A 13,017-nucleotide genomic window follows, 5' to 3' on the forward strand; every position below is an offset into this window, starting at 1 on the left:
CTTAGCCAGGGATGCTCACCATGTTCGATTCGTTCAAAGCGATCAGCCGCCGTATCAGCGCTGTGTTGTTGACTGTGGTGGGGGCCGTTTTCGGCCAATGGCATCCGCCGCTCTGGCTCCGTGCGATCGGCCGTGGCGTGGCGAACCTGGGGCACAAGGCGCATGCCTATCCGCGTCAGGCTGGCGCCGGCGTAGTGGGCCTGGTGTTGCTGGCGGCCGCGGGGTTCTACGGCTGGCACTGGTATTCCAACCTGCCGCAGCCCCACACCGTGGGGTATTCGCTGCACAAGCCCAACCTGACCGACTACACCCAGCAGCCGCCGGTTGTGGATAACCTGCAAGTGCGCTTCGCCGAATCTGTGGCTCCGCTGGCCGCCATTGGCAAGCCGGTGACCGAAGGCATCACCCTGACCCCCTCCGTGGCCGGTGCCTGGCGCTGGTCCGACGACCGCACCTTGCTGTTCGTGCCGGAAAAGGACTGGCCGGTAGACGCCCATTACACCCTCGACCTGGCCAAGAAAAACCTGCTGGCCGATGGCGTGCTCCTCAGCCAATACAGCAGCCAGTTTTCCACCCAACCGTTCCGCGCCACCCTGGCGCAAAACGAGCTGTACCAGGACCCGTCCAACCCGACGCTGAAACAGCTGGTGGCAACCTTCCATTTTTCCCACCCTGTTGATGAAGACAGCCTGCGCAAGCGTGTCTCGGTGACCCTCGGCAAAGGCCTGGCCTACCGCGACGCCCAATTGCCCAATCGCCCGGAAATCACCTTCGACGAGAAAAAACTCAACGCCTACGTACGCTCCGCCGCCCTGGCCACACCGCTGGAAAGCACGCCGGTCAGCGCCAAGCTCGACGAAGGCATCAAGGCGCGCGACGGCGGTAACGCCAGCGCCGCAGCGCTGGTGGCGGAAGTCACCGTGCCCGGCCGCTACCGCCTGACCTTTACCGGCGCCGACGTCAGCTTTGTGGATAACGCGCGCGGCGAGCCCGAGCCGGTGCTGATGTTCAGCAGCTCCAGCGCCGTAGCCGATGACACCATCGCCGGTAAGGTGCAGGCCTGGCTGTTGCCGGAAAAAGCCCAGGACGACACGCGCCCCTACAACAGCAACGACATCGACGACGCCCTGCTCGCCCGCAGCAGCAAAATCACCTTGACTCACGTGCCCAGCGTCGAACCGTTGAACACCCTGCACGCCTTCAAATTCAAGGCCCCGGCCGGTCGCGCCGTGTATGTGCGCGTGCCCGCCAACCTCGAAGCCATCGGTGGCTACCTGGCGAAAAATCCGACAGCGTCGCTGCTCAGCATGCCCGCGTATCCGCGCACCTTGCAGTTCCTGTCCGACGGCGCGCTGCTCAGCCTCAATGGCGAAAAACGCCTGGGCTTCATGGCTCGCGGCGTGCCCGGCGCGCATGTGGAAATCGCCCGCCTGCTGCCCAACCAATTGCAACACCTGGTGGACCAGAGCAGCGGCAGCTTTGCGCGGCCTAACTTCGGCAACGAATATTTCGACCGTATGGTCGAGCGTCAGGCACTGGATATTCCGCTGTCGTCCTCGGACCCTGCGAAAACTGTCTACGACAACGTCGATCTCAGCCACTACCTCACCGCCAATGGCGGCCGTCGCGGCATTTTCGTACTCAAGCTCAGTCCGCAGGATGACCCGGCAACACGCACATTCGAGTACGAGCGCAGCAGCACCAGCGATCTGCGTTTTATCGTGGTGACCGATCTTGGCATCATCGCCAAGCGCTCCAGCGACGGCAGCCATGATGTGTACGTGCAGTCCATCGGCAGCGGTTCGCCGGTGGCGGATGCGCAAGTCGACATCATTGGCCGCAACGGTTTGCCGGTGAGCAGCGGCCATACCGACGCCGAAGGCCACGTGCATTTCGCCAAGCTGGATGAACTTCGCCGTGAGAAAACGCCGCTGATGTATGTGGTCACTCGCGGCAATGACCAGTCGTTCCTGCCGATTGCCCGTCAGTCCCAACAACTGGATTTATCGCGCTTCGACGTCGGCGGTCTGGAAGAAGACGGTGCCGTTGATCGTCTCAGCGCCTACCTGTTCACCGACCGTGGGCTGTACCGGCCCGGCGAAACCGCGCACCTGGGCATGATCGTGCGCAGCGGCAACTGGAAAGGCGCCCTGCAAGGCCTGCCGGTGGAGCTGCAAATCACCGACCCGCGTGGCCTGGAAGTGATTCGCCAGCCGCTGAAGCTGTCCGCCAGCGGTTTTGAAACCTTTGATTTCCCCAGCAGCGAAGTGGCCCCCGCCGGCGACTACACCGCGACGTTGCAGCTGATCGGCGAGAAGCAGACACGCACCGACCTGGGCAGTGTCAGCTTCAAAGTCCGCGACTTCGAGCCGGACCGCATGAAGGTCAGCCTGAGCCTGCACGACACCCCGGTGCAGGGCTGGATCCCACCTGACCAGGTGGTGGCCAAAGTCACTGCGATGCACTTGTTCGGTGCCCCGGCATCCGGTCGGCGTGTCACCGCAAAAATGTCCCTGAGCCCCACGCTCGCGGCCTTCGACCGTTACCCCGATTACCGCTTCCGCCTCAACGATGCCTTGGAGGAAGCCAGCACCGAAGACCTGGCCGAGACCACCGTCGACGACAACGGCCAGGCCGTGCTCGACCTCAACCTGCAACGCTTCGCCAACAGCACCTATCGCCTGCAGGTGATGACCCAGGTGTTCGAGGCTGAAGGCGGCCGCAACGTGGCCGCGCAAAGTGCCGTGCTGGTGTCATCCGCGCCCTACCTGGTGGGTGTGAAAAGTCAGGATTCGCTGTCGTACGTCGCCAAGGACGCCCCACGCCAGGTGCAATGGCTGGCCGTCGCGCCGGACCTCACGCCACTGGCAGTGGACGGCCTGACCAGCGAAGTGATCGAGCACCGCTACGTGTCGGTACTGGTGAAACAGTCCAACGGCACCTACAAATACGAGTCGCGCATCAAGAACATCAGCCAACCCGCCTCACCGCTGGTGATGACCCAGGAAGGTGCCAAGCAGACGCTGAACACCGGCACGCCGGGTGATTTCACCCTGCAACTCAAAGACGCCAACGGCAACCTGCTCAACCAGATCGACTACAGCGTGGCCGGCCGGGGCAACACTTCGCGCTCGCTGGAACGCAACGCCGAGCTGCAATTGCGCCTGGATAAACGCAGCTACGCCACCGGCGATGAGATCGCGATCAGCATCCGCGCGCCGTACACCGGCGCCGGCTTGATCACCATCGAGCGCGACAAGGTCTACACCCAGCAGTGGTTCAAGGCCGACAGCACCAACAGCGTGCAACATATCCGCGTTCCGGCAGGGCTTGAGGGCAATGCCTACGTCAACGTGCAGTTCGTGCGGGACATCGGTTCGTCCGAGGTCTATATGAGCCCGCTGTCCTACGGCGTGGTGCCGTTCAGCATCAACCTGGATGCGCGGCGCATGGCACTGAAGGTCGAAGGCCCAGCGAAGATCGAACCGGGGCAGACCCTGGACATCAAGGTCAACGCCGACCGTCCGGGCCGCGCGGTGGTGTACGCGGTGGACGAAGGCATCCTGCAAGTGGCGCGCTACCAGACGCCAGACCCGCTGGGCTTCTTCTTCCAGAAGCGGGCGCTGGAGGTCGGCACCAGTCAGATCCTTGACCTGATCCTGCCGGAATTCAGCCGCCTGCTCAGTGGGGCAGCGCCGGGTGGCGATACCGAAGGCGCCCTGGCCAACCACCTCAACCCGTTCAAGCGCAAACACCAGCCGCCAGTGGCCTGGTGGTCGGGCCTGGTGGACCTGCCGGCGGGTGAAACCGTGCTGCATTACCAGGTGCCGGACAGCTTCAACGGCAAGTTGCACCTGTTTGCGGTGGCGGTGGATGCCGACAGCGTCGGCGTCAGCGAGGCCAACACCGAGGTGCGCGGGCCGATTGTGATCACCCCGAACGTGCCGGCCTTCGTGGCCCCGGGCGATGTGTTCAACGTCAGTGCCGGGGTGTTCAGTAACCTCGACGCGGCGGCGGACGTGAAGTTTGAAGTGCAGACCAGCGCCGGCCTGGTGGTCCAGGGTGACAAGGGCAGCACCTTGTCCCTGCAACCGCGCAAGGAAGGCACGGCCGAGTTCAAGATCAAGGTCGGCGACACCCTCGGTTCGGCGGACCTGCGTTTTGTCGCGGTGCTGCCGGATGGCAAACGTATCCAGGTCGCCGAAACCACCTCGATCCGCCCACTGAGCGAGCATCGCGTGGCCCTGAGCCTGGGCCGCTTCGACAGCGCCAGCAAAGAGCTCAAGCCCACCCGCGAACTGTTCAATCAGTTGCGCGACGTGCAACTGGGTGTGGCGGCCTCGCCATTGGTGTGGGCCAACGGCCTCAAGCATTACCTGGATGACTACGGCTATGCCTGCACCGAGCAACTGGTGTCCAAGGCCATGCCGGCATTGATCTGGGGCGGCAATGCACCAGAGGCCGAACAGGCCTTCGGCAGCGCGGTACGCATGCTGCGCCAGCGCCAGAACCAGGCCGGCGGCTTCGGTTTGTGGGCGGCCAACCCGGACGTGGCGCCGTATGCCAGCCTGTACGCCACCGACTTCCTGATCGAAGCCCGGGAACGTGGGCTGCCGGTGCCCGAAGACCTGCTGGTGCGCTCGAATGCCTATCTGACAGACCTGGCCAACGGCCCGAGCGAAGGCCTGTCGGAATTGCGCAACCGTGCCTACGCCAGTTACCTGCTGAGCCGTCAGGGGATTCTCGTCAGCGGCGCCTTGAGCGATATCCGCGAACGCTACGAAAGCTACTTCAAGGACACCTGGCAGAACGACCTCGGCGCCGCTTACCTGGCCGCCAGTTACAAACTGCTCAAGCAGGATCGCCAGGCCGATACGTTGTTCCGCAAGATCCCATGGCGTTCGCTTGTGGATAAGTGGGAAAGCGATGGCCTGTACTACGACCCGCTGGTGCATGACGCGGAGCATCTGCATCTGCTGGCGCGGCACTTCCCCGAACTGCTGGACGATGTGCCGGTGGCGTTGCTGGATAAACTCGGCAAACGCCTCAACGAGCAACGTTACAACTCGCTGTCGGCCGCCCTGTTGCTGCGCGCTCTGGACAACTATGGCCAGCGCGCGCAAAGCGACATGACCCTCAAGGCCACCGCCTGGCTGGGCGACAAGCAGCAACAGCTGCTGGAAATGGCTGGCCAGCCGCCACGCGCTGCCGTGCCGGATGCCACGCAAAAGCTGGTAATGGAAAAATCCGACGGCCCAGCGGCGTTCTACATGCTCAGCGAGGCCGGTTTCGACAAGGGCGCCAAGCTCAAGCCAATCACCAATGGCCTGGAGATCATCCACGAATACCTCGACCTCAAGGGCGAGCCGGTGAGCAAAGTGGCGGTGGGCGACGAGTTCCTGGTGCGCTTGCGCCTGCGCGCCACCGACCGTGACCAAGTGCAGCAAGTCGCCGTGGTCGACTTGCTGCCGGGTGGCGTCGAGCCTGTGTATAACTTGCCGCCGGAGCCGGAAGCCGCCAGTGCCGAGGAAAGTGAAGGAGAGGAATCCGAGTACGTGGAAGCCAGCGACGAAGAGGCCGACACCTGGCAGGCGCCGATCGGCGAAACCGAGCTGAGTAACTGGCAGCCGGAGTATGTGGATGTCCGCGATGATCGGGTGGTGTTGTACGGCACTGCGCTGCGCGACGTAGGCACTTTCGTTTACCGCGTGCGCGCCACCAACGCAGGCACCTTCAATACACCTCCGGCCTACGCCGAAGGCATGTACGAAACCACCCTGCAAGGGCGCGGCAAAGTAGGCCAGCTTGAAATTACCAAGCCTTAAACGCCTGACGCCGCTGCTGGCAGCGGCGGTGGTGCTGGCGGGGTTGCGGCTGTGGCCCCATGCCCCGCTGGAGCAGGCCGTGACCTCGTCACGGGTGGTGTTGGCCGACGACGGCTCGCTGTTGCGCATGACCCTCGCGCAGGACGGCCAATACCGTTTATGGCTGCCGCTGGAGCGCATGTCGCCCTCATTGGTCGAGGCCCTGCTGCTCAAGGAAGACCGTAATTTCTACTGGCACCCGGGGGTCAATCCTCCGGCGTTGCTGCGCGCAGCCATGGCGACCTACACCGGTGGCCAGCGCCAGGGCGGCTCGACGTTGAGCATGCAACTGGCGCGGCGCCTGTGGGATCTCAACACCCGGCAAGTACCGGGCAAACTGCAGCAGATCGCCTTGGCCTTGTGGCTGGAAGCGCGCTACAGCAAGCACGACATCCTCGAGGCCTACCTGAACCTGGCACCGATGGGCGGCAATATTGAAGGCGCCGAGGCGGCCAGCCGCATCTATTTCGGCAAGTCGGCGGCGCAGTTGTCGCTGTCCGAAGCCCTGGCGTTGGCGGTGATCCCCCAGCAACCGGGGCGGCGTGCGCGCTTTGGGCCGTCGCTGCAAAACGCGCGGCTGCGGCTGATGGCCGACTGGCGCGAAACTTATCCACAGGACGCGCGCAACACCAGTCTGCTCGACCTGCCCCTGGAAGCGCGCAACCGCCAGCAGATCCCGTTTCTGGCACCGCACTTGAGCGAGCAACTGCTGGCATCCCAGACCGGTAATGAGCTGAACAGCACCCTTAACCTGCCACTTCAGCAATTGCTGGAGCGCTTGATCACCGGCTTTATCGCCGAGCGCCGCAGCACCGGGGTGGAAAACGCCACCGCGATCCTGATCGACAGCCGCGACCAGAGCGTCAAGGCCCTGGTGGGCTCGGCGGATTACTTATCCACAAGCCTGCATGGCCAGGTCAACGGCGTGCTGGCGCGGCGCTCGCCGGGCTCGACCCTCAAGCCATTCCTGTATGGGCTGGCGCTGGATCAGGGGGTGATTCATCCGATGAGCATCCTCAAAGACCTGCCGAGTAATTTTGGCTACTTCCAGCCGGAAAATTTCGACGGCAGTTTTGTCGGGCCGCTGACGGCGCGGGATGCCTTGATCCGTAGTCGCAATATCCCGGCGGTGTGGCTGGCCAGCCAGGTGAGGTCGCCTTCGCTGTATGGCTTGTTGCAACGGGCCGGTATCAAGGGCCTGCGGGGTGAAAGCCATTACGGCCTGGCCCTGGCCCTCGGCGGTGGCGAGATGACCCCGGAAGAACTCGCGGGGCTGTACGTAATGCTCGCCGGCGATGGGCATCTACGGCCATTGCGCTATCTGCAGGAGCAACCGCAGACCACCGGCGCGCAACTGCTTACCCCCCAGGCCGCGTTTATGGTGCGCGACATGCTGCGCCGCAATCCGCGTCCGGATGGCTTGCCCGGCCGCCATTGGCGCACCGCCTGGAAAACCGGCACCTCCTGGGGCTTTCACGATGCCTGGAGTGCCGGTTTGATCGGCCCGTATGTGCTGGTGGTGTGGGTGGGCAACTTCGATGGGCGGCCGAACCCGGCGTTCATCGGCGCTAAAACCGCCGCGCCACTGTTCTTCCGTATCGCCGACGCCCTGCCCCTGGCCTTGCCCAATGTGCTGATCAAGCCTGACAAGCCGCCCGCCGGGCTGGTGCGTATCGACGTGTGCGCAGCCTCCGGCGAGCTGCCCAACCGCTGGTGTCCACAGACCCGCAAGACCTGGTACATCCCCGGCGTCTCACCGATACGCGTCTCCAACCTGCACCGCCCGGTACTGATCGACACCCGCACCGGCAAGGCCGCGTGCCCGCCATTCGAGGCGCAGTACACCCGCGAGGAAGTCTTCGAGTTCTGGCCCAGCGACATACAACGCCTGTACCGCGCCGCCGGCCTGCCGCGCCGCACGCCGCCCACGGTGATGAAAAACTGCCAGCCCAACCGCCTCAGCGACCAGAGCGAAGCGCCGCAGATTCGCTCGCCCCTGACCCAGGTGAGCTACCAGTTACGCCTGTCACAGCCCCAGGAAAGCATCCCACTGAACGCCAACGCCGCCAGCGATGCGGCGACCCTGTACTGGTTCGCCGACCAGACCCTGATCGGCCAGGGCCCGCCGCAAACCACGCTGAATTGGCGACCGGGCAAGTCGGGAGAATACCGGCTGCGGGTCAGTGATGATCAGGGACGCAGCGCCAGTCGCGGGCTAAAAGTGGAGTTTGTGCCCTGATCAGGCGTCTTCGTCGCCGAAACTGGCTTTGCCCACGCGTTTGGCAAAATGGTTGTACGCCGCGCCCAGCTTGCGCTGCTCGAAGATAGAGAACACCAGGGTGCCGACCAAGATCAGCATCCACACCAGAAACAACTTCAGCGTATCCACCTGGGCCACGAACAGCAGCAAGGTGACCACGCCGCCAATCACCATGCCCAGCCCGGTCCACGCACCCAACACCCGGGCCACGGCCATGCGGATGCCCTTGGGCAGCACCAGGCTGGTCGCCATCAGCACCACGATCATCGCCAGGAAAAAGCCAAACGCCGCCATGAACGGAATCTGGAAACCGCCCTCGCGATATAACCAGGCCAGCAATTTATACACAGGGCCAAGCTCGACCATCTGTTGATAAGTGTCCGGCCCCGGCAAATGCAGTTGGGCAATGTGTTCGGGCGTGAGGGCCATGATGCCCACGCCGATCAGCCCCACGCAGGCCGCGTAGAAGCCAGCGGCGCGCCACAGCGGCGCGAGGACCCGACGGTTTTCCACATCCTGAGTCAGCGCTACACCGAAAACCGCCTTGGGCTGTTTGCCCTGGGCAATCACGCGCAGGCCGTCGCGTTCGCAGGCGTCGCCGATAAGCATCACATCAAGGCCCTGGCTCAGCAGGATTTCACCCTGGCGGCGGGAGCTGCCCATCGGCTGGTAATCGTCAGGCGACTTGTTGCCGAACAGATCAATGCCCTCGGCAATCACCCGGATTTCGCCGCTGGCGTCCTGCAGGCTGAAGTCATTGCAGCGCGCCTCGCCCGAAGCCCGGCTCCAGCTCCAGTGCCCATCGTCGTCCTTCTTGCCGTCTTCGATGATCAACACGTAGCCCGCGCAGGGCTTGCCATACACCGGCGACACCAGCGGCTTATCCACAACCACCGTGCCGCGCAGTTCCACCAACCCCATCGCCAGCGAGCGGATCTGGCTGGTGGCCAGCCGCTGTTCCGTCTTGTAGAAATTGGGGCCGAAGCTGGCCAACAGGCCGAGCAGGATCAACGTCGGGAAAAACAACGCGATCAGGATGTTCGGCGCATAGACCATCAAGCCAATAAAGCCTGCGAGTATCAGCAGCGCCAGCAGGGTTTTCCATGCCTGCTTTTTCTTGACGGCGCCAGCTTGGGTGGTCTTCATGTGCCGGGCACTTCGAGCTTGACGCCTTCGTAGCGGATTTCTTCAGCACTGATGGCCAGCAACGGAATACGCTGGTAACTGAGCATTCGCGCAAAGAACAGGTCGGGAAACACTGCGATGGCGATGTTGTAGAGGTTGACCGACTCATTGAAGAACTCACGCCGGTCGGCAATCCGCTCCTCCACCGCCGAGATCGCCTGCTGCAACGCGACCATGTTGGGCCCCGAGATCAGCGCGGGGTAGTTCTCCGCCACCGCAATCACCGACTTCAGCGCAGCATTGAGCTGGTTGGAGGCGTCGACCTTGTCGTTGAGGCTGCTGGCGTTGAGGTATTGCGTACGCGCGTCGCTCAAGCGGGTGAACAGCGCGTTCTCATGGTTCATGGCGGTCTGGACCACGCGCATCAGGTCCGGGATCTGATCGGCCCGCTGCTTGAGCAATACGTCGATGTTGGCGAAAGCCTTGTCCACATCGTTACGCCGCATCACCAGCCCGTTGTAGACCCCCACCATCCAGCCGACGACGCCCACGACAATGATCAGCGCAACGATGCCGGCGATTAGCAGTTCGATATTCATGGTGAAGGCGTTCCCTGGCTGAGTTATCCACAGGGTCGCATTCTAGGGGGAAAACGGCGTCACGCGACGGGCACTGGCCCACAGAACCGACAAGAGGTGCTTAACCCGAGGAAAGCTCCACGTAGCTCGACTCGCCACCGCCAGCGGCACCTGACAACCAGCCCCACTCGAAGCTCAGCGTAGTGCGTCCGACAGGGTCTACAGCGACCGTCCCACGCGACCAACCGGACAGCAGCTGACCGTCCAGCGTCAGGCACTGATACAGCAACTCGATGGTATCCGGGCCTGTCACACGTCCTACTTGCGTACCCAGCCGGATGCGACCGCCTTGGTAAGTGCCGGAGATGGCATCACCTTCGACAAGGTAATGAAACACCGTACCCGTACCCGACAGCCCTTGGGCGTTGTTGGCGACAGTGAATCGGCGATTGTGCAGACGTGGATGGATCTGGGAGGGCGTGTGCATTGAGGTCGCATCCTTTCGCGGGGACCTGGAGACCCGGGCGGGCCTCCAGGGTATGGCGGCTTACTCCACGGTCACCGATTTCGCCAGGTTGCGCGGCTGGTCGACGTCGGTGCCCTTGAGCACGGCGACGTAGTACGACAGCAGCTGCAACGGGATGGTGTAGAGAATCGGCGACAGGGTGTCGTGGATGTGCGGCATGTTGATGACGTGGGTGCCTTCACCGTTGACCATGCCGGCTTTCTCATCGGCAAACACGATCAACTGGCCGCCACGGGCGCGCACTTCCTGCAGGTTGGATTTGAGCTTTTCCAACAGCTCGTTGTTCGGCGCGACGGTCACCACCGGCATGTCGTCATCCACCAGGGCCAGTGGGCCGTGCTTCAATTCGCCGGCCGGGTAGGCTTCGGCGTGGATGTAGGAGATTTCCTTGAGTTTCAGCGAGCCTTCCATCGCCACCGGGTATTGCGCGCCACGGCCGAGGAACAGGGTATGGTTCTTGTCGGCGAACAGTTCGGCGACTTTTTCCACTGTGCTGTCCATGGCCAGGGCTTCACCCAGGCGGGTCGGCAGGCGACGCAGTTCTTCTACCAGGGTGGCTTCGACACCGGCGGCCAATGTGCCGCGAACCTGGCCCAGGGACAGGGTGAGCAGCAACAAGCCGACCAGTTGGGTGGTGAAGGCTTTGGTGGAGGCCACGCCGATTTCGCGACCAGCCTGGGTCAGCAGGGTCAGGTCGGATTCGCGCACCAGCGAGCTGATGCTGACGTTGCAGATCGCCAGGCTCGCGAGGAAGCCCAACTCCTTGGCGTTGCGCAGGGCGGCCAGGGTGTCGGCGGTTTCGCCGGACTGGGAGATGGTCACGAACAGGGTGTCAGGCTGCACCACCACCTTGCGGTAGCGGAACTCGCTGGCGACTTCGACCTGGCACGGGATGCCGGCCAGCTCTTCGAGCCAGTAACGCGCAACCATGCCGGCGTGGTAGCTGGTGCCGCAGGCGACGATCTGCACATTGCGCACTTTGGCGAACAGCTCGGCAGCTTGCGGGCCGAACGCGTTGACCAGCACTTGGTTCTGGCTCAGGCGACCTTCCAGGGTGCGTTGCACCACCGAAGGCTGCTCGTGGATTTCCTTGAGCATGAAGTGGCGGAACTCGCCCTTGTCGGCGGCTTCGGCGCCATCACGGTATTGCACGGCTTCGCGCTCGACGGGGTTGCCGTCGACGTCCCAGATCGACACGCTTTCACGGCGGATGTCGGCGATATCGCCTTCTTCCAGGTACATGAAGCGGTCAGTGACCTGGCGCAGGGCCAGTTGGTCGGACGCGAGGAAGTTCTCACCCAGGCCCAGGCCGATCACCAGCGGGCTACCACTGCGAGCGGCCACCACACGGTCCGGTTGGCTGGCGCTGATCACCGCCAGGCCGTAGGCGCCATGCAGTTCCTTGACCGTGGCCTTGAGGGCGGTGGTCAGGTCGCTGTGGTCCTTGAGCTTGTGGTTGAGCAGGTGGGCGATGACTTCGGTATCGGTGTCCGAGGTGAACACGTAGCCGAGGCCCTTGAGTTGTTCGCGCAGTACTTCGTGGTTTTCGATGATGCCGTTGTGCACCACCGCCAGGTCACCGGAGAAGTGCGGGTGGGCATTGCGTTCGCACGGCGCACCGTGGGTGGCCCAGCGGGTGTGGGCAATCCCCAGGCGACCGACCAGCGGCTCGCCGAGCAGGGCTTGCTCCAGCTCGGCGACCTTGCCCGGGCGGCGCATGCGCTCAAGCTTGCCGGCGTTGGTGAAGACCGCCACACCGGCGCTGTCATAGCCGCGGTATTCCAGGCGCTTGAGACCTTCAAGCAGGATGGCGGTGACGTTGCGTTCAGCGACTGCGCCTACAATTCCACACATGGTATTTCTCCTAGATGATTGCCGCGCATATCAGCGTAATGCCGCGGGCTTGGATCTGGTCGCGGGCCTCAAGCGGCAGGCGATCATCGGTAATAAGGGTATGGACGCTGCTCCAGGGCAGTTCCAGGTTGGGAATCTTGCGGCCGATCTTGTCGGATTCGACCATCACCACCACTTCACGGGCGACCTCGGCCATCACGCGGCTCAGGCCCAACAGTTCGTTGAAGGTAGTGGTACCGCGTTCCAGGTCGATGCCATCGGCGCCAATGAACAACTGGTCAAAGTCGTAGGACCGCAGCACCTGCTCGGCAACCTGGCCCTGGAATGAGTCCGAATGCGGGTCCCAGGTGCCGCCGGTCATCAACAGCACCGGCTCGTGTTCCAGTTCGCTCAAGGCGCGGGCCACGTGCAGGGAGTTGGTCATCACCACCAGGCCGGGCTGGTGGCCCAGTTCGGGGATCATCGCCGCCGTCGTGCTGCCGCTGTCGATGATGATGCGGGCGTGCTCACGCAAACGCATCACGGCGGCCCGCGCGATGGCGCGCTTGTAAACCGAGATGGGTTGAGCGGCGTCGCCGACCAGTTCCTGCGGCATGGTGATCGCGCCACCGTAGCGGCGCAGCAGCAGGCCGTTGCTTTCGAGGGCAGCGAGGTCCTTGCGGATGGTCACTTCCGACGTTTCGAAACGCTTCGCCAATTCGTCCACGCTGACTTCGCCCTGTTCATTGAGCAAGGTCAGGATGTTGTGGCGTCTTTGGGGTGTATTTCGTTTCGACATGGTGATGATAAGTTTCGCTTCGAAAGATAACG

The 13,017-nt window shown here is 63.3% G+C and carries 7 protein-coding genes; 2 read left to right on the top strand and 5 right to left on the bottom strand.

Features of this window, described 5'->3' with window-relative positions; all coding sequences use genetic code 11:
• Nucleotides 1-20 precede the first annotated feature (20 nt).
• Nucleotides 21-5,825 carry an MG2 domain-containing protein gene (locus BBG20_RS10025; protein WP_065902898.1) on the top strand — a complete coding sequence of 1,935 codons (5,805 nt, stop codon included), beginning with the start codon at nucleotides 21-23 and terminating at the stop codon, nucleotides 5,823-5,825.
• Nucleotides 5,806-8,103 carry a penicillin-binding protein 1C gene (pbpC, locus tag BBG20_RS10030; protein WP_065902663.1) on the top strand — a complete coding sequence of 766 codons (2,298 nt, stop codon included), beginning with the start codon at nucleotides 5,806-5,808 and terminating at the stop codon, nucleotides 8,101-8,103. The genes BBG20_RS10025 and pbpC overlap by 20 nt, the downstream gene beginning before the upstream one ends.
• On the opposite strand, the gene BBG20_RS10035 is transcribed toward pbpC, so the two are convergent.
• The 5 genes from BBG20_RS10035 to BBG20_RS10055 all read right to left on the bottom strand — a co-directional run bounded on the left by BBG20_RS10035 (nucleotide 8,104) and on the right by BBG20_RS10055 (nucleotide 12,985).
• Complete coding sequence (locus tag BBG20_RS10035; RefSeq protein ID WP_065902665.1) at nucleotides 8,104-9,270, bottom strand: hypothetical protein; 1,167 nt, start codon at nucleotides 9,268-9,270, stop codon at nucleotides 8,104-8,106.
• On the bottom strand, nucleotides 9,267-9,848 hold the full coding sequence (locus BBG20_RS10040; RefSeq protein WP_065902667.1) for a LemA family protein: 582 nt from the start codon (nucleotides 9,846-9,848) through the stop codon (nucleotides 9,267-9,269). Before BBG20_RS10040 ends, BBG20_RS10035 begins: the two co-directional genes overlap by 4 nt.
• Before the next feature lie 100 nt (nucleotides 9,849-9,948).
• Complete coding sequence (locus BBG20_RS10045) at nucleotides 9,949-10,314, bottom strand: hypothetical protein (protein WP_065902669.1); 366 nt, start codon at nucleotides 10,312-10,314, stop codon at nucleotides 9,949-9,951.
• 60 nt (nucleotides 10,315-10,374) lie between these two features.
• Nucleotides 10,375-12,207, bottom strand: coding sequence for a glutamine--fructose-6-phosphate transaminase (isomerizing) (glmS, locus tag BBG20_RS10050; RefSeq protein WP_065902670.1), 1,833 nt, complete (start codon nucleotides 12,205-12,207; stop codon nucleotides 10,375-10,377).
• 10 nt (nucleotides 12,208-12,217) lie between these two features.
• Nucleotides 12,218-12,985, bottom strand: a complete 768-nt coding sequence (locus tag BBG20_RS10055; RefSeq protein ID WP_028618576.1) for a DeoR/GlpR family DNA-binding transcription regulator — start codon at nucleotides 12,983-12,985, stop codon at nucleotides 12,218-12,220.
• Nucleotides 12,986-13,017: the final 32 nt, after the last annotated feature.

Origin of the sequence: Pseudomonas aylmerensis (assembly GCF_001702265.1) — a bacterium.
GTDB lineage: Bacteria > Pseudomonadota > Gammaproteobacteria > Pseudomonadales > Pseudomonadaceae > Aquipseudomonas > Aquipseudomonas aylmerensis.

What these genes read in the sequence shown, in the direction of transcription:
- BBG20_RS10025 (WP_065902898.1), top strand. Translation starts at nt 21, where the DNA reads ATGTTCGATTCGTTCAAAGCGATCAGCCGCCGTATCAGCGCTGTGTTG.
- BBG20_RS10035 (WP_065902665.1), bottom strand. Translation starts at nt 9,270, where the DNA reads ATGAAGACCACCCAAGCTGGCGCCGTCAAGAAAAAGCAGGCATGGAAA.
- glmS (WP_065902670.1), bottom strand. Translation starts at nt 12,207, where the DNA reads ATGTGTGGAATTGTAGGCGCAGTCGCTGAACGCAACGTCACCGCCATC.
- BBG20_RS10055 (WP_028618576.1), bottom strand. Translation starts at nt 12,985, where the DNA reads ATGTCGAAACGAAATACACCCCAAAGACGCCACAACATCCTGACCTTG.
- BBG20_RS10045 (WP_065902669.1), bottom strand. Translation starts at nt 10,314, where the DNA reads ATGCACACGCCCTCCCAGATCCATCCACGTCTGCACAATCGCCGATTC.
- BBG20_RS10040 (WP_065902667.1), bottom strand. Translation starts at nt 9,848, where the DNA reads ATGAATATCGAACTGCTAATCGCCGGCATCGTTGCGCTGATCATTGTC.